A 17,098-nucleotide genomic window follows, 5' to 3' on the forward strand; every position below is an offset into this window, starting at 1 on the left:
GTCAACGGAGGACATACGTGACGCTGCACCATGTCGCCGCCCGGCACCTCACCCGTGATGAGGAGGTGCCGCGCCGGCCCGTGGACGACACGGAACGGGAGACGGAGGTCCTGTTCCGGCGCCTGCAGGAACCCACCCTCAGCGACACCGAACGCCGCCGGACCCGGGACCGCATCGTCGAGCTGAACTTGCCGCAGGCCATCCGGCTGACCCACCGGTACCGCAACCGGGGCCAGGACGCCGAGGACCTGCGGCAGGTGGCCGCGATCGGTCTGCTGAAGGCGGTAGACGGGTTCGACCCCGGCCGCGGCAAGCCGTTCTTCGGCTACCTGATCCCCACCGTGACCGGCGAGGTCAAGCGGCACTTCCGCGACCACGGCTGGGACATGCACGTCCCGCGCCGCCTGCAGGAACGGTATCTCGTCGTCACGCAGGCACGTGCCGACCTGACGCAGCGCCTGGGGCACGCGCCCACCGCGGCCGAGCTCGGCGCCGCACTCGACCTGGACGAACGTGAGGTGCTGGAGGCGCTCGGCGCCGCAGCGGTCTACGACGTGGGTTCGCTGAACAAGCGGGTGTCCGCCGATGACGACGCCGGCGAGCGGCAGGAGTTCGTCGGCGCCGAGGACGACGCCCTCGTCTCCCTCTGCGATCGGCTGGCCCTGCGTGACCTGGTGCGTGACCTGCCGGACCGCGATCGCTACATCCTGAGCCAGTACTTCTTCGCCGGAGCGACGCAGGAACGTATCGCCGGCGCTCTCGGCATGTCCCAGATGAACGTCTCCCGCCTGCTGCGACGCACACTGGACCGGCTCCGGCTGCACCTGACCGATGCCGCGGACACGCCCGCCGAAGCTTCGTATTCGGCCGCCGGGATCGCCGTGACGGACACCCGGCAGGCGATCGTGGTCACTGTCGAGGGCGAGACGGATACTGCGCTGCTGGGCAGGGCGCTGGTCGACGCCGCGGTCCGGATTGGCCGTGGACGCGTCGTGGTCGATCTGCGCAGTGCCGGTGGTGCGGGGCCCGGGATGGCGAAGGCACTGGTGCATGCCTACCGGGCTGCCGGAGCCGGCGGCGCCCGCATCCGGGTGGTCAACGTGCCGGCGGGTCTCTACGACCTGCTGTGCCGGCTCGGTGTGACCCGGCTCGTGCCCTGCCGGCCGCTCACGTCGCCCGCTGCCCACCCCGCCGCCTGTCCTGCCGTCCAGCCGGCCCGTCCGGCGACGGCATCCGTCGTGCAGCGGCACCCATGGCCCGGTAGGGAACCGGCGGCGCCCGAGACCGTCGAGGCGCTCACCATCCCGTCGGCGCGGTGCCTGTCGCGTCTGCCGCAGTGCGGCAGACGCGCGAGGGCGGTGATGGCACCGCGGGACGTCCGGGCCCGCGCTCCCTGACGCGGGCACCCGTCCGAGGCGGGGTCAGTCGCCCGGCGGGGGCGTGACCGGCGGTGGCAGGACGCCGCGATCGCGGCCGGAGTAGACGCTACGGACGGCGAGCCGGACGGCGGCCGAGCGTAGGGAACCGCGTACGCCGGCGTGCAGGAGGGCCGCCCGCGCCGCATTGCCTCCGGGGCCGCCGTGCACCCCGCCACCGGGGTGGGCGCCCGCGCCGGCGAGGTAGAGGTTGCGGACCGGAGTCTCCGGCCGGCCCAGGCCGGTCACCGGGCGGAAGATCAGTTCCTGGAACAGCTTGGTGGTGCCCCCGTTGATGGCGCCGTCGACCAGGTTCCCGTCGCTGTCGTGGAGCCCCGACGGGCTCTGCACCACCTTCCGGACGACGAGGTCGCGGAAGCCGGGGGCGTGGTGCTCGAGCAGGTCCTCCACCGCGCGGACCTGCCGCTGCACGACGCCCTCATCCCGGCCCAGGCTCCGCGGCAGGTGGGTGTACGCCCACACGACCTCCGTCCCGTGCGGCGACCGCGTCGGGTCCGCCGTGGTCATCTGCCCCAGGACGACGAACGGATTGCCGGGCCGGCGCCCGGTGGTCAGCGCCCCGGTGTAGTCGGTGAGGCCGTCCAGGTCGGCGCCCAGGTGGACGGTGCCCGCCCGCCCGACCTCCGCCGACTTCCAGGGGATCGGGCCGGACAGTGCCCAGTCGAGCTTGAGGGTGGACGGATCCCACATGAACCGGCGCAGGTCCTCGACGAACCGGCCGGGCAGGTGCCGCTCGCCGACGAGGTCGCGGTACAGCGTGGGGACGTCCACATCGGCCAGTACGGCCCGGCGCGCGAGGACGATGTCACCGCCGTGGGTGCGTACGCCGTGCGCCCGCCCGCCGCGGACCAGGACCTTCTCGACGGGCTCGCCGCAGCGCAGTTCACCGCCCTTGGCGCGCAGCCGGCGCACGAGTGCCTCGGTGAGCATGCCCGAGCCGCCGCGGGGCACGGGGAAGCCGTAGCGCTGGCCGACCATGGTCATGAGCCAGCCGAAGACGGCGCTGCCCGGCTCGTCGGCGGCCATGTCGGAGTGCAGTGCGGTACCGGCCAGCAGCAGCCGGGCGCCCTCGCCCCGGAACTGTTCCTCACCCATGCGGCGCACGGGCAGGGTGGCGAAGCGGGCGAAGCGGGCGGCGTCGGCCGGGCCGAGCCGCCGCAGCAGATCCAGACCCGACCGTACGGGCGGGAACGGGTGGAACAGGGCCGCCAGGACCGCGTCGCCGATGCGGTCCCACCGGCGCACCAGATCCCGCCAGGCAGCACCGTCACCCGCGCCGAACGCGTCCACGGAGGCCGCCGTCTCGTCGAGGTCGCGCGACATGATCGCCGAGCGTCCGTCCGGCAGCAGGTGGGCCATGACCAGCGGTGCGTGCGCCCACTGGAGGCCGTAGCCCGGCAGATTCAGGCTGCCGAGGACGGGCGACGCGGCGCCCAGCGGATAGAAGGCGCTGAACAGGTCCGTCGTGTACCCGGGGCCCAGCAGGTCGGTGGAGCGCACGGCGCCTCCGGGCAGCTCCTGGGCCTCCAGGACGAGCACGCTCCAGCCTTCGTCGGCGAGCAGGTTGGCCGCCACCAGGCCGTTGTGCCCGGCGCCGATCACGACGGCGTCGTAGCGGGGAGGACGAGGGCGGCGGCGGAAGGCACGATTTTCGGTCACAGGCCGCTGCCTGCCCCTCTCCCGTACCGGCTACACGGCTGCACCGCGACGTTTGACCAGCACGAGGACGGGTAGCCGCGCCCCCGCGCACGCAGATCATCGGAGGATGCATGGCAGCGGCGAGCGAACCCGCCACGGCAGGACCCGCACGGACCAGGCTGGTGGTGGGCGTTGTCGCCGCCCTCACGCTGGCAGTGGCCTTGTTGGCATGGGCCAAGTGGCTCCCGTACGCCGCCAAGGTCCCGGGGCTCGCCACGATCGGCGCCTGGCCGGGCTCGGACATCCTCGGCGTGGGCGGGGTGCGGCCGGGCGACGCGCCGTCCTGGGCGGCCGCGACGAGCTTCACCGGGGCGTACGCGCAGGCGGTGTGGCGAGCACTGCTGGCCGCTCTGCTCATCGGCGCGGCGCTGCAGACGCTGCTGCCGCGAACCTGGCTGCTGCGGACGCTGAACCGGCGCGGGACGCTGCGGTCCGCGCTGGCCGGTGGCCTCGCCGGCACCCCGTCGATGATGTGTACGTGCTGCACCGCTCCGGTCGCGGTGGGGCTCAAGCGGCAGGGGGTCGGCACCGCCGCGGTCGTCGCGTACTGGCTGGGTAACCCGTTGCTCAACCCGGCTGTGCTGGTGTTCCTGCTGTTCGTCGCGCCGTGGCAGTGGACCGTCACCCGGCTGGTGGCCGGGGGATTGGTCGTGGTGGGCGGGGCGGCGCTGGTGGCGCGGCTGACCGACGGGCGCACGGCCGCGTCGACAGTGGTCGAGGAGGCGGCCGACCCGCCGCCGTCCCTGCGCCGGTACCTGCGAGCCTTGCTGCGGATGTCGTTGGTGCTCGTACCCGAATATCTTGTGGTCGTCATGCTGGTCGGCGGCTTCCGGGGCTGGTTGTTCCCGCTCGGCGGCAGCACCGGCTCGGGGATCCTCGTCGTGCTCGTCGCGGCCCTCGTCGGGACGGCCCTCGTCGTTCCGACGGCCGGCGAGATCCCGGTCGCGCAGGGGCTCGCCCTGGCGGGGCTGTCGCTCGGCGGCGTCGGTGCGCTGCTGGTCACGCTGCCGGCGGTCAGCCTGCCGGGGATGGTCATGGTGGGCCGGGCCTTCGGATGGCGGGTGACCGTCGTGACCGCCGGCGTGGCGGCCGCGGGTGGCATGCTCGCCGCCGCGCTGATGGTCCTGCTCAGCCGGTGATCGACGAGCCGTTTGGCCCGGCTCGCGGCGGGTAGGGCGCCGCCGGGTCGACGACCGGAGGTGCCTGTGGGTTTGCGTGAGACATTTCTGCCGTGGCCGGCGCTGCGGCAGGCCAAGGCCGCCCTGCGCGGCGGTGACGGCTCGGGCCGGGGCAGCTCCGCCCGCTCCCGGCCGACGGATCGCCTGCAACCTCGCACCGAGACGTCCGACCGGGTCGTGGACAGCGTGTGCCCGTACTGCGCGGTCGGCTGCGGCCAGCTCGTCTACGTCAAGGACGAGAAGGTCGTGCAGATCGAGGGCGACCCCGCCTCGCCGGTCAGCCGCGGGCGGCTGTGCCCCAAGGGCGCGGCCACCAAGCAGCTGGTCACCAACCCGCTGCGCGAGACGAAGGTGCGCTACCGGCGGCCGTACGCCACGCAGTGGGAGGACCTGGACCTGGACACGGCGATGGACATGATCGCCGACCGGGTCATCGCCACCCGCCGCGACACCTTCGTCGAGACCGACGAGCAGGACCGGCGGGTACGCCGCACGATGGGCATCGCGATGCTCGGCGGCGCCACGCTGGACAACGAGGAGAACTACCTGATCAAGAAGCTCGGCACGGCGCTGGGCGCCGTACAGATCGAGAACCAGGCCCGTATTTGACACTCCTCCACCGTCCCCGGTCTGGGGACCTCGTTCGGTCGCGGCGGCGCGACGACCTTCCAGCAGGACCTGCAGAACGCCGATTGCATCGTCATGCAGGGCTCGAACATGGCCGAGTGCCACCCCGTCGGCTTCCAATGGATCATGGAGGCCAAGGCGCGAGGTGCCACGCTCATCCACGTCGACCCGCGGCTGACGCGCACCGGCGCGCTGGCCGACCTGCACGTGCCGATCCGTGCGGGCACGGACATCGCGCTGCTCGGCGGCCTGATCAACTACGTGCTGAGCAACGGCCTGGAATTCCGGGACTATGTGGTCGCCTACACCAACGCGGCGACCATCCTGCGCGAGGACTTCCAGGACACCGAGGACCTCGACGGGCTGTTCTCCGGCTGGCAGGATGACACCGGCAGCTACCAGACCGACTCCTGGCAGTACGAGGGCACCGGCGTGGCGAGTGCGGCCGGGAAGCGTCAGCAGGGCGCGAAGGAGCAGTCGCACCGGCGGCATGCCACCGGGCGCGGGCACGAGCACGGCAGCCACGGCGCGTCGCTGCAGGGCCTGCACCGGATGGAGCGTGACGAGACCCTGCAGCATCCGCGGTGTGTCTTCCAGGTGCTCAAGCGGCACTACGGCCGCTACACCCCGGAGATGGTGGCGCGCGTGTGCGGCATCCCGGAGGACGTGTTCCTGCAGATGGCCCGGGCGATCACGGAGAACTCGAACCGGGACCGGACGACGGCGTGGGCGTACTCGGTCGGCTGGACCCAGCACACCGTCGGCGTGCAGTACATCCGGGCCGCGTCGGTGCTGCAGTTGTTGCTCGGCAACATCGGCCGCCCGGGCGGTGGCATCCTCGCCCTGCGCGGGCACGCCAGCATCCAGGGCAGTACGGACATCCCGACGCTGTACAACCTGTTGCCCGGCTACCTGCCGATGCCGCACCCCGACTCGCACGGCAGCCTCGACGAGTACGTGGCCGACGACTCCGCCGACACGGGCTACTGGGGCAACATGCGTTCGTACGCGGTCAGCCTGCTCAAGGCGTACTGGGGGGACGCGGCGACGGCGGACAACGACTTCTGCTTCGACTACCTGCCGCGCATCACCGGCGACCACAGCACCTACAAGACCGTGCAGGCCCAGCTCGACGGCGTGTGCAAGGGCTACTTCCTCAATGGGCAGAACCCGGCGGTCGGCTCGGCCAACGCCAAGGCGCAGCGCCTGGGCATGGCCAACCTGGACTGGCTGGTCGTCCGGGACTTCTCGCTCATCGAGTCCGCCACCTGGTGGAAGGACGGTCCGGAGGTCGAGTCGGGGGAGATGCGCCCGGAGGGTGTCGGCACCGAGGTGTTCTTCCTGCCCGCCGCCGCGCACACCGAGAAGGACGGCAGTTTCACCAGCACCCAGCGCATGCTGCAGTGGCACCACAAGGCCGTCGACCCGCCCGGCGACGCCCGCAGCGACCTGTGGTTCTGGTTCCACCTCGGGCGCATCATCCGGGCCAAGCTGGCCGGTTCCACCAGCGACATCGATCGTCCGCTGCTCGACCTGACGTGGGGCTACTCCACCCACGGCGAGCGCGACGAACCGAGCGCCCAGGAGGTGCTTCAGGAGATCAACGGGTGGACGGCCGACGGGGCGTTCCTGTCGTCGTACGAGGAGCTCAAGGACGACGGCTCCACGGCCTGCGGTTGCTGGATCTACTGCGGCACGTACGCCGACGGCACCAACCAGGCGGCCCGCCGCAAGCCGCACACCGAGCAGAACTGGGTGGCACCCGAGTGGGGGTGGGCCTGGCCGGCCAACCGGCGGCTGCTCTACAACCGGGCCTCCGCCGACCCCGAGGGCCGGCCGTGGAGCGAGAAGAAGGCGTACGTCTGGTGGGACGCCGACGCGGGCACGTGGACCGGCCACGACGTGCCCGACTTCCAGCCGACGAAGGCGCCGGACTACCGGCCGCCGGAGGGCGCGAAGCGGCAGGACGCGCTGTCAGGCATTGACCCGTTCATCATGCAGGCCGACGGGAAGGGCTGGCTCTACGTGCCGGCCGGCCTGACCGACGGGCCGCTGCCGGCCCACTACGAGCCGCAGGAGTCGCCGGTGCCCAACCTGCTGTACGGCCAGCAGCACAACCCCGCCCGGCAGATGACCAAGCGCGGGGTGGACCGCTACAACCCGAGCGGCGACGAACCCGGGAGCCAGGTCTTCCCGTACGCGCTGACCACGTACCGGCTGACCGAGCACCACACCGCGGGCGGCATGAGCCGCTGGCTGCCGTACCTGTCGGAGCTGCAGCCGGAGATGTTCTGCGAGGTGTCGCCGGAACTGGCAGACGAGGCCGGGTTGCAGCATCTGGGCTGGGCCACCATCGTCACCGCGCGCAGCGCCATCGAGGCGCGGGTGCTCGTCACCGACCGGATGCTGCCGATGCGGGTGCACGACCGGCTCGTGCACCACGTCGGGCTGCCCTACCACTGGGGCAGCAACGGCATCAGCACCGGCGACGGCGCCAACGAGCTGACCCACCTGTCCCTCGACCCCAACGTGCACATCCAGGAAGCCAAGGCGCTCACCTGCGACATCCGTCCCGGCCGGCGACCGCGGGGCCCGGAACGCCTGCGGCTGGTGGAGGACTACCGCCGCCGGGCCGGCGTGACGGACCAGACGGGTACGGCCCACCGTACGACGAAGGAAGGCGGCGCATGAGCGACGACAACCCGCCGCGGATGGGGTTCTTCACCGACACCAGCGTGTGCATCGGCTGCAAGGCGTGCGAGGTGGCGTGCAAGGAGTGGAACGCCATCCCGGACGACGGCCTGTCCCTGCTCGGCATGTCGTACGACAACACCGGCATGCTGGGCGCCGACACCTGGCGGCACGTGGCCTTCATCGAGCAGGACAAGCCGCTCGGCCGACAGAACAACGCCGTCATCGCCATGCCGACCGGCGCGACGGCGACGCACGCGAGCGCCGAGGCCGTGCACGAGGGTCTGGGCCAGAAACACGGCTCCGAACTGGGCACCGAAACCGGAGCCATCCGCCCGGGGCCCCTGCCCGGCGGCCCGATGCCCGCGCCGGTCACGCCCGACGGGCGCAAGGAGCTGCGCTGGCTGATGGCCAGCGACGTCTGCAAGCACTGCACCCACGCCGCGTGCCTCGACGTCTGCCCGACCGGCTCACTGCTTCGTACGGAATTCGGCACGGTGATCGTGCAGGAGGACATCTGCAACGGCTGCGGCTACTGCGTGCCGGCCTGCCCGTACGGCGTGATCGACCAGCGCAAGGACGATGGCCGGGTGTGGAAGTGCACCATGTGCTACGACCGGCTGACCGCTGGCCAGGAGCCGGCCTGCGCGAAGGCGTGCCCCACCGACTCCATCCAGTACGGAGTGCTCGACGACCTGCGTGAGCGCGCCGCACACCGGGTGGAGAACCTGCACGACGCCGGTGTGCTGGAAGCACGCCTGTACGGCGCCGACCCAGACGACGGCGTCGGTGGCGCCGGCGCGTTCTTCCTGCTGCTCGACGAGCCCGAGGTGTACGGCTTCCCGCCCGACCCGGTGGTGACCACCCGGGACCTGCCCCGGACCTGGAAGCACACGGCCCTGGCCGCGGTCGGGGTGGCGGCGACCGTGGCGGCGGCGTTCCTGGGAGCCCGGCGATGAGCGCCTCCGAGCAGCACGGCAGCGAGGTACGCCGCGACGGCCTGCACGGCACAGCGCCGGGCCGCGAGGCCCGCATCGGCGCCCGCGGCGGTCGCAAGGCCGGCCGCGGCGGCGAAATGGTGCCGCCGGCCGAGTTCCGCTCCTACTACGGCCGCTCAGTGCTCAAAGCTCCGGTGTGGGAGTCCCGGGACATCGCCGGCTACTTCTTCCTCGGCGGCGTCGCCGGTGGTTCCGCCCTGCTCGCCGCCGGTGCAGACCTCACCGGGCGGATCGGATTGCGCCGCTCGACGCGCGTCGCGGCGGTGGCCGCGACCGGCCTGTCCCTGGCCGCGCTCATTCACGATCTGGGACGCCCCGGCCGCTTCGTGCACATGTTGCGGGTCCTCAAGCCGAGCTCGCCCATGTCGGTCGGCACGTGGATCCTCAGCGGCTTCGCCCCGCTGGTCGCCGTGGCCGCGCTGGACGAGGCCCGCGAGCGCCTGCCCGGCCCGGTGCGGCCCATGATCGCGGCGCTGGGCCGGCCGAGCGGGCTGGCCGCCACCGTCCTCGCGCCGGCGGTCACGACGTACACGGGCGCGCTGATCGCGGACACGGCCGTGCCGGTGTGGCACGACGCGCGTCGCGAGCTGCCGTACCTGTTCGGCGCGAGCGCGCTGGCCGCCTCCGGCGGACTGGCCGCCGCCACGTCCGCGCCGGGCGAGGCTGCCCCGGCTCGAGTCGTGGGTATCGCCGGGGCGCTGGTGGAGCAGGCCTGCGACCGGGCCGTGCACAAGCGCTTGGGCATGGTGGCGGAGCCGCTGTCCCAGGGCCGCGCCGGGCGGTACCTCACGGCGGCCCGGTGGTCCACGAGAGCGGGAGCGGCGCTGCTGGCCCTGTCGGCGCTGCGGCGCAGCCGGGCCCTGGACATCGCCGGCGGCACAGCGCTCGTGGCGGGGTCACTCTTCGCGCGTCTGGGCTATTTCCACGCCGGCGCAACCTCCGCCACGGAGCCCCGCTACACCGTGGTGCCACAGCGTGAACGTGCAGACCATGCCGCAAAAACCGGTGCCGGCGGCTGAATGGGGCAGGGGTGATATGGGGTAGGCGGTCCGTACCCGAGTCTTCTCTCTGGAGGTGAGAAGAATGACCGAAACATCGCGGTACGGCGCCACGATGGCCACCCACCCCGACCTCGTCGAGATGCAGGCCCGCTACGAACGGGCCTCTGCCAGCGGTCCCGCCGTGATCACCGACGGCCTCGTCCTGCTGGCCGGGCTGTGGCTGGCGATCTCGCCGTGGGTGATCCACTTCAACGCGACCGCACCCGACGTGACCCTCAGCAATCTGATCATGGGGATCGCGGTCGCCGTGGTGGCGCTGGGACTCACCCTCATGCCGCAGCGCATGGTGCGGCTCAGCTGGGCGACCGCCGTCATCGGCGGCTGGATCGTGGTGTCCCAGTGGGTGATCCAGCAGTCGGCCGCCGGTACCGGCATCGTGCTGAACAACGTCATCACCGGCGGCATCGTCCTGGTGCTGGGGGTCGCGGCGGCGATGATCCTGACGATGGGCTCACGCTCGTCCGGGTCCCGTCGCGGCGCCTGACACGACATCCACATCCAGGTGGAGTCGGTCGTCCGACCGGCTCCACCGTGGCGCGTCCGGGCCGCGCGGCGACGGCCGTCCGGCGCGGGGTGCGCCGGCGGGCTGTGCCAGAGTGGGGCCATGACGGTTTCCGCCGCCGGGCGACGCGACGAGGCCGAACAGCAGGTCACCGCCGCGTTGCTCGCCCTCAGCCGGGTCTTCGTCGGTCTCGCGGCCCGCTCGCTGTCCGGACTCGACGAGGACGTGACGCTGGGCCAGTTCCGCACGCTCGTCCTGCTCGTGTCCCGAGGGCCGCAGCGGGTCACCGACCTGGCGCAGGAGCTCGCGGTGACGTCCTCGACCGCCACGCGCATGTGCAATCGGCTGGTTCGCAAGGGGCTGGTCGCCCGCCGCGCCCGCGACGACGACCGGCGGGCCGCCTGGGTGACGCTGACCCCGGCGGGACGCGACTTGATCGGTGAGGTCATGCGGCGCCGGGCGGCCGAGATCGGCGCCTTGGTCGCGGACCTGTCGATGACCCGCCCGATCGCCTTCGCCGCGGTGGTCGACGCGTTGGTGGAGGCCTCCGGCGAGGTCACCGACGCGCAATGGTGGCGGCGCTGGGCCGAGTCCGCCTGACGTCATCGAAAAATACGTGCACATGTGAACCAATTCCGGCTCCCGCTGCGTATTCCACCCCGAGATCCTCGGAGGTGCTGATGAAACGCCTGTTCGCCGTCCTGGCCGCCGTCGCCGCGCTGGTCGCCGTCCCCGCTGGTGCCGCGGCGGCCGCGCCCGGCGGCCCGACCCAGTTGAACGCGGCGGACATGCTGCTGCTCAACGGGGTACGCCAGGCCGGCCTCTGGGAGATTCCCGCAGGTCAGATGGCGGCAACCCGGGGTGGCTCCGCCCAGGTGCGCAAGGTCGGCGCCATGATCGCCGACCAGCATGTCGAGCTGGACCGGCTCGTCGTCGACGCGGCGAACAAGCTCGGCACCACGATCCCGGCGACGCCGACCGCTCAGCAGCAGGGCTGGCTCAACGAGATGCAGAGCAACCGGGGCCGCCAATTCGACCAGATCTTCGTCACGCGGCTGCGCAACGCCCACGGCAAGATCTTCCCGGTCATCGGGGCGGTGCGGGCGGCCACCCGCGATCCGGTGGTCCGCAAGCTGGCCGACGACGCGAACATCTTCGTGATGAATCACATGAAGATGCTCGAAAGCACGGGCCTGGTGCGTTACGAGATGCTCGCGCCGGCCGCCCTGCCGGCCGCGCAGGACACCTCGGGGCTGGCGCTCGCCCGGGCGAACACCGGTGTCACGCCCCCGGTCGAACCGGCGATCCTGTGGGTCATCCTGGCGGCGATGGTTGCCCTGGGCGTGGGCACCGGGATCCGGCTGTACGTCCGTACCCGGGCGTAGGGCTATCATCGAGCCTTTCCGTGCACTCATGCACTTATCCGGGGAGATTCGATGGTTCCTGCGACGGTCGAGTTCCTCCTGGTGCAGGACGATCCCGCGGAGGAGCTCTATCTGCGGGAGATGTGGGAGACGCACAAGGTCCTCAACCGCGTGCATGCCGTCCATGACGCGCGGCGGGCCGTGGACTTCCTGCAGCGCCGGCCGCCGTACGAGTCGGCGCCGGTCCCGGATGTGGTGCTGCTCGATCTGAGCCTGCCCGGTCATGACGGCCGGCATCTGCTGCAGTGGCTGCGCGATCGCCCGGAGACCGGGGACCTTCCCGTGGTCGTTCTCGTCGACTCGCCCGCCGCGGAGTGGATCGTCCGGCGCGAGGCGCTGCCGGTGCAGGGCTACGTGACCAAGCCCGTCGACTTTGCCCGCCTCACGGACATCGTCCGCACCCTGGAGTCCGCCGCCTTCCTCGTCGTCGCCCGGCCGTCATGAGTGCACCGGCGACCGTCACACAACTGTCATGCGGGTGCAGGGCCTCCGCGATGTGCCGGTGCGAGCGTGTTCCCCTGTGGCCGGAGCGCTCGCTCGCGCGGTCCCGGCCCGCCCGATCGATCCGACCGAGGAGCCTGCCATGACCCCCTGCTCGTCGCCCGGACCCTCAGACGATGCCGACGGCTCCCGACGCCGCGACGATGCCGGGACGTACGACCTCTGGGACGACTTCGAACGCAGCTACTGCTGGAACGACGACGTTGAGCTGCCGGAATCCTGGGAGGAGCCCGACGACGGGGCCGCCTGGGACGATGCCGAGGAGTTCGCGGACGAGGCGGACCTGCGGCTGGTGCACCGGGTCGCCGACGGCCTGGTGGCCGACACGCGCATCCGTGGCCGTCATGTCCAGGTGACCGTGCAGAACGGAGTCGTCATCCTCGAGGGTGCCGTGGACACGGCGGAGGTGCGCGATGCGGCCGGTCGGTGCGCCTGGTCGACGCCCGGCGTGCACGACGTCTGCAACATGCTGATGACCGACGACTGGTGAGCCGGCCGGCTCAGGACCTGGCGAGCAGCCGGCGGACCTCGGGCGCGGCGGGATCGTCCGGTGCCGCCTTCAGGAAGCGGCGCAGGGTGGTGGTCGCGTCCGGCGAGCCGGAGGCGCGTCGCGCCAGGCCCAGGAGGAGCAGAGCCTCGGTGTTGCCGGGGGAGTCGTGCAGGACCTGTCCGGCCGTCGTGGCCGCCTCTGCCGCCCTGTCGGACCGCAGCAGGGTGAACGCCAGCCGCAGCCGGGTACGGTCGTCCGGCCGTTGCGCCACCACATCGCGGTAGACCTCGGAGGCTTCGGCGTACCGGCCCTGGCCCTCCAGCGACCGCGCGAGCGTCAGCAGCGATGACGTGGAGTCCGCGGCGGCGCGGGCCGGCGGATCGGCGCTGTCGTGGTCCGGGCCGGCGAACGCGACGACGGCGACCAGGGCGATGACCGCGACCGCGACGGTGTCCCACATCCGGGCTCGCCCGATCGGCGGCGCCGGCGTCCGCGGGTCCCGATCCGGCGGCGCCGCGGGGCGGCGCCGGCGTTGCCGGAGCACGATCAGGACGACCGCGGCGACGGCCAGCAACGGCACCAGCCAGAGCAGGATCCCGATGCCGTCGTAGCCGGGTTCGGCGAGGACGCCCTCGCCGTAACGGTCCACAAAGAACTGGCGTACCTGGTCCGGGGTGCGGCCGGCGGCAAGCTGCTGGTCGATGGTGTCCCGCATGGCGGCGGCCATCGGCGACTGCGACTGGGCCACGGACTCGCCCTGGCACGCCGGGCACAGCAGCCCTTCGGCGATGCCGTGCGCGGTCTCGGGGCGAGGTGCGGCGGACCGCCAGACGGCCGTTCCCGCCGCTGCCAGCAGCACGGCGGCGACGGCCAGCAGGAGCAGCCGGCGCAGCCTCATGACGCCGCCAGCAGCGGCGGGATCCGCTGCTCCAGCCAGGCGGCGTCCACCGCGCCCTGCGCCCACCAGCGCAGTTGCCCGGCGCGGTCCACGACGAACGTCTCCGGCACACCACGGGCACCCCAGGCCACCGCTGCGGTGCCCTGCGGGTCCGCGACGCTGCGCAGGTCCTGGACGCCCAGCTCGGTGAGCAGCCGGTGGGCCGACTCGGCGTTGTCCCGGATGTCGATACCGGCGATCTCCAGCCCGTCGGCCGACCACCGGCGCTGGGCGCCGGCCAGCACCGGAAGCTCCTGGCGGCACGGATCGCACCAGGACGCCCACACGTTGACCAGCACCACCTTGCCGCGCAGCGTGGTCAGGTCGAAGCGTGCGCCGGTCAAGGTCCGCCCGCGCAGCGGCGGTGCCGCGCCGGTCCGGGCCTGGGTCACCGGTCCCGTCGCTGCCGGGGTCGTGTCGCCGGACGCGCGTTGCATGCCGGATGCCAGCGTCACCCCCAGCACCGTGACCGCGGCCACGGCCAGCACCGCGCCGGCGATCCGCCGCCGGTTCACGCCGCACCCACCGGCACGGGAGTCTCCGGCGACGGGGAGGGCGAGCGGCGTCGCGACGGCGCGCGTACCGCCGCCGTCAGTGCACCGAGAGCCGTCATGCCGCCGCCGAGCCAGACCAGCCACACCAAAGGATTCACGGCCAGCCGTACGGTGGCGCCGGTGCCGTCGGGCGCGGCGCCGAGCACGGTGGCGTAGACGTCACCGGTGACACCGGAGCGGATGGCCGGCACGCTGACCGTGAGGTCCCGGGCGGGGTAGTAGCGCAACTGCGGCTCGCTGGTGCCGCCGGCGTCACCACCGAGGGCGAGACGCACCCGGACCCGCATTCCGTTCGCCGCGCCGAGGCGGTCCACGGTCTCGAGTCGTGCGGTGACGCCGCCGACGGTGATGCTCTCACCGGCGCGGAGCTGCCGTTCGGAACTCACCGTGTAGGCCGACGACGCGGCCACCCCCACGGCGACGACCGCGATGCCGGCGTGCGCCGTCATCCAGCCCCACCGCCGCAGGTCGCCGCGCCGGCGTACCAGCGACTGGGCGAGGCCGGTGAGGACGTACGCGCCCAGCGCGAACGCGGCCAGCGCGAGCACCCCGGGGCGGCTGAGCATGCCGATGACCGCCGCGACGGCGAGTCCCGCGAACGCCGGTACCCGAAGGTCTCGCAGGTCGGCGGCGCGGCCGGGGCGCAGCAGCGGCGCGAGTCCCATGAGCAGCAGCACGACCAGCGCGACCGGCACGGCGGCCCGGTTGAAGTAGCCCGGCCCGACGGCCGCCCGGTGTCCCTGGACGGCCTGGACCAGCAGCGGGAACAGCGTGCCGGTCAGCACGATCGCCGCGACGGCCACCATGAGCACGGCGTTGCCCAGCATCACCGACTCCCGGGCCAGCAGCGGCGACGGATTCGCCGCGGCCGCTGTGCCGGACCGCGACACGAGCAACCCGAGGACCACGGCGACGCTGAGCAGGACGAAGCCCAGCAGCATCGGACCCAGCGGTGAGGCGGTGAAGGCGTGCACGCTGGCGACGGCGCCGGAGCGGGTGAGGAAGGTACCCACCAGCACGAGCAGGAAGCTGCTGCAGGCGAGCGCGATCGTCCAGGAGCGCAGGGCCGGCGTCCGGCGGCCCGCCAGCAGGGTGTGCAGCAACGCGGTAGCGGTCAGCCACGGCAACAGCGAGGCGTTCTCCACCGGGTCCCAGGCCCAGTAGCCGCCCCAGCCGAGGACCGCGTACGACCACCAGGCGCCCAGCGTGATGCCACCGGTCAGCAAAACCCACGAGACCAGCGTCCAGCGCCGGACCACCGTGACGGACAGGCGGTCGGTGCGCCCGGCGAGCAGCGCGGCCACCCCGTACGCGAAGGGCACCACCAGTCCGATGTAGCCGGCGTACAGCAGTGGTGGGTGGACGCCCATGGCCGGGTGCTCGCGCAGCAGCGGGTTGGGCCCGGGGCCGTCGGCGGGCACCGGGGACACGGCCGTGAACGGGTTCGCCGCGAAGTACGTCAGCGCGAAGAAGAACACCGCCACCACGCCGATCACGGCCATCGCGTACGGCTGCAGCGGCCCGGAGCGCTCGGGGCGGCGGCCGCCCACCACGACCGCGCAACCGGCCAGCACGAGCAACCACAGCAGCAGGGAACCGTCCAGCGCCGCCCACAGGCTCGTGACCGTGTAATACAGCGGAACGTCCCGGCCGCCGTTCTCGGCGACGTACCGGATGCTGAAGTCGTGGCCGACGAGCGCCACCTCGAGCACGGCACAGGCCAGGACGGCCATGGCGAGGGTGGCCCACGTCGCCGCCCGTGCGGGGCGTGCGGAGACGCCGAGCAGCGCCACGCGGGACCAGAGCAGCGCGGTGGCGACCGCCGCGACCAGCCCGGCGCCCAGCACGATCCCACCGATCTGGCCGGTCACCGGCTGTCCTGCCCGCCCGCCTCGGCAGGCCGGTACTCGTTGCCGTGCTTGGCCATCACCGTGTCGGACCGGAAGACGCCCTCGGCGTCGAGGGCGCCCTCGACGACGGCCTCCTGCCCTTCGCGCAGCGTCCCGGGCAGGTCGGCGACCTGCTCCACCGCGATCTCGGTGGTGCCGTCGCCGATGCGGAAGCGCGTCAGCCCCCCTTCGGTACGCAGGGAGCCGGGCACGACCTCGCCACCGAGGCGCACCCGCTCGTGAGCCGACATGTGCCCGGCGACCTCGCTGGGGGACCGGTAGAAGGTCAGCGTGTTCTGCAGGCCCGCGGCGACCAGCAGGGCGACACCGGCCACCACGATCAGGAGCAGCAGCGCACGGCTGCGTCGCGGTGTCACGGACGCCCCGCCCCGACGGTTCGCTTCGCCGGCGCCCGTACGCCCGCCCGCAGTTCGAGGACCGCCAACCGGCGCAGGAACAACCAGCCCGCGGTGACCGTGCATGCGGCGACGCAGAGCAACAGGGTGGCCAGCATGACGGTGTCGATCGGCGGGCTGGCGCTCGGCGCGAGCACGGTGGCCTGCTGGTGCAGCGAGCGCCACCACACGACGGAGAAGTGCACCACCGGGACCATCACGAACCCTGCCGCCCCCAGCCAGGCGGCCCGCCGGGCGCCGCGATGCGGCTTCGGCTCGGTTCCCCGCACGGTCACCTGCGCGGCGTAGACGAGGAAGAGAGCGATCGTGCTGACGATCCGCGGATCCCAGGCCCACCAGACGCCCCACGTCGCCCGGCCCCAGAACGTGCCCACGGCGAAGGTGATGACGGTGGCGCCCAGGCCGACCTCCGCGGCGGCCCGGGCGGCCCGGTCCCACCGGGGATCGGACCAGATCAGGTAGGCGCCGCTGCTGACCAGTACCGCGAAGAACGCCAGGTACGCCGTCCAGGCGGCGGGCACGTGCAGATACATCAGACGTTGCGCCTGGCCCTGGACGGCATCGGCGGGCGCGACGGTCAGCGCGGCAATCATGCCCGCCGCGCTCAGCCCCGCCGCTGCCCAGCCGAGGTTGCGTCGGTCCCGGGTCGCGCGGCGGCCGTCGAGCAGGGGCGTCGGCAGGTTGTTCGGCATGTGT

General features: G+C 72.7%; 15 protein-coding genes and 1 pseudogene. 10 read left to right on the forward strand and 6 right to left on the reverse strand.

The window, feature by feature from the left end; translation table 11 throughout:
* Positions 1-17: 17 nt before the first annotated feature.
* On the forward strand, positions 18-1,397 hold the full coding sequence (locus tag CLV70_RS33920) for a SigB/SigF/SigG family RNA polymerase sigma factor (RefSeq protein WP_158277887.1): 1,380 nt from the start codon (positions 18-20) through the stop codon (positions 1,395-1,397).
* Positions 1,398-1,421: 24 nt separating this feature from the next.
* Here CLV70_RS33920 and CLV70_RS33925 read toward each other — a convergent pair whose 3' ends face one another.
* Complete coding sequence (locus CLV70_RS33925) at positions 1,422-3,095, reverse strand: phytoene desaturase family protein (protein WP_106130713.1); 1,674 nt, start codon at positions 3,093-3,095, stop codon at positions 1,422-1,424.
* A gap of 161 nt (positions 3,096-3,256) precedes the next feature.
* On the opposite strand from CLV70_RS33925, the gene CLV70_RS33930 reads away from it, so the two are divergent.
* The 9 genes and pseudogenes from CLV70_RS33930 (at position 3,257) to CLV70_RS33975 (ending at position 12,606) form a co-directional block, all read left to right on the forward strand.
* A complete protein-coding gene (locus CLV70_RS33930; RefSeq protein WP_245908646.1) occupies positions 3,257-4,273 on the forward strand; it encodes a permease in 1,017 nt (338 codons plus the stop codon).
* Between the two features lie 66 nt (positions 4,274-4,339).
* Positions 4,340-7,624 (forward strand): annotated as a pseudogene (gene fdh, locus CLV70_RS33940) (formate dehydrogenase); the annotation flags it as partial.
* Positions 7,625-7,626: 2 nt separating this feature from the next.
* Positions 7,627-8,589 carry a 4Fe-4S dicluster domain-containing protein gene (locus CLV70_RS33945; protein ID WP_106130717.1) on the forward strand — a complete coding sequence of 321 codons (963 nt, stop codon included), beginning with the start codon at positions 7,627-7,629 and terminating at the stop codon, positions 8,587-8,589.
* Positions 8,586-9,647 (forward strand): NrfD/PsrC family molybdoenzyme membrane anchor subunit, encoded by a 1,062-nt coding sequence (gene nrfD, locus CLV70_RS33950; RefSeq protein ID WP_106130718.1) that lies wholly within the window; start codon positions 8,586-8,588, stop codon positions 9,645-9,647. The genes CLV70_RS33945 and nrfD overlap by 4 nt, the downstream gene beginning before the upstream one ends.
* A gap of 64 nt (positions 9,648-9,711) precedes the next feature.
* Entirely contained in the window at positions 9,712-10,173 is a 462-nt protein-coding gene (locus tag CLV70_RS33955; RefSeq protein ID WP_106130719.1) for an SPW repeat protein, read from the forward strand.
* Between the two features lie 120 nt (positions 10,174-10,293).
* The gene (locus CLV70_RS33960) at positions 10,294-10,791 is read left to right on the forward strand and encodes a MarR family winged helix-turn-helix transcriptional regulator (protein ID WP_106130720.1); all 498 of its coding nucleotides are present in this window, start codon (positions 10,294-10,296) and stop codon (positions 10,789-10,791) included.
* Between the two features lie 80 nt (positions 10,792-10,871).
* Complete coding sequence (locus tag CLV70_RS33965) at positions 10,872-11,576, forward strand: DUF4142 domain-containing protein (RefSeq protein WP_106130753.1); 705 nt, start codon at positions 10,872-10,874, stop codon at positions 11,574-11,576.
* A gap of 51 nt (positions 11,577-11,627) precedes the next feature.
* The gene (locus CLV70_RS33970; protein WP_106130721.1) at positions 11,628-12,059 is read left to right on the forward strand and encodes a response regulator; all 432 of its coding nucleotides are present in this window, start codon (positions 11,628-11,630) and stop codon (positions 12,057-12,059) included.
* 139 nt (positions 12,060-12,198) lie between these two features.
* Positions 12,199-12,606 (forward strand): BON domain-containing protein, encoded by a 408-nt coding sequence (locus CLV70_RS33975; protein WP_106130754.1) that lies wholly within the window; start codon positions 12,199-12,201, stop codon positions 12,604-12,606.
* A 10-nt stretch (positions 12,607-12,616) separates the two neighbouring features.
* Here the strand turns inward: CLV70_RS33975 and CLV70_RS33980 are convergent, their stop codons facing one another.
* The 5 genes from CLV70_RS33980 to ccsA are packed head-to-tail and all read right to left on the reverse strand — an operon-like array spanning position 12,617 to position 17,094.
* Positions 12,617-13,504, reverse strand: a complete 888-nt coding sequence (locus tag CLV70_RS33980; protein WP_106130722.1) for a cytochrome c-type biogenesis protein CcmH — start codon at positions 13,502-13,504, stop codon at positions 12,617-12,619.
* On the reverse strand, positions 13,501-14,058 hold the full coding sequence (locus tag CLV70_RS33985) for a TlpA family protein disulfide reductase (RefSeq protein WP_211304000.1): 558 nt from the start codon (positions 14,056-14,058) through the stop codon (positions 13,501-13,503). The genes CLV70_RS33980 and CLV70_RS33985 overlap by 4 nt, the downstream gene beginning before the upstream one ends.
* Positions 14,055-15,968, reverse strand: coding sequence for a heme lyase CcmF/NrfE family subunit (locus CLV70_RS33990; RefSeq protein WP_106130723.1), 1,914 nt, complete (start codon positions 15,966-15,968; stop codon positions 14,055-14,057). The genes CLV70_RS33985 and CLV70_RS33990 overlap by 4 nt, the downstream gene beginning before the upstream one ends.
* On the reverse strand, positions 15,965-16,363 hold the full coding sequence (locus tag CLV70_RS33995; RefSeq protein ID WP_158277888.1) for a cytochrome c maturation protein CcmE: 399 nt from the start codon (positions 16,361-16,363) through the stop codon (positions 15,965-15,967). The genes CLV70_RS33990 and CLV70_RS33995 overlap by 4 nt, the downstream gene beginning before the upstream one ends.
* Positions 16,360-17,094, reverse strand: a complete 735-nt coding sequence (gene ccsA / locus CLV70_RS34000) for a cytochrome c biogenesis protein CcsA (protein ID WP_158277889.1) — start codon at positions 17,092-17,094, stop codon at positions 16,360-16,362. The genes CLV70_RS33995 and ccsA overlap by 4 nt, the downstream gene beginning before the upstream one ends.
* Positions 17,095-17,098 lie beyond the last annotated feature (4 nt).

The sequence above is a fragment of the Pseudosporangium ferrugineum genome, from assembly GCF_003002065.1.
GTDB lineage: Bacteria > Actinomycetota > Actinomycetes > Mycobacteriales > Micromonosporaceae > Actinoplanes > Actinoplanes ferrugineus_A.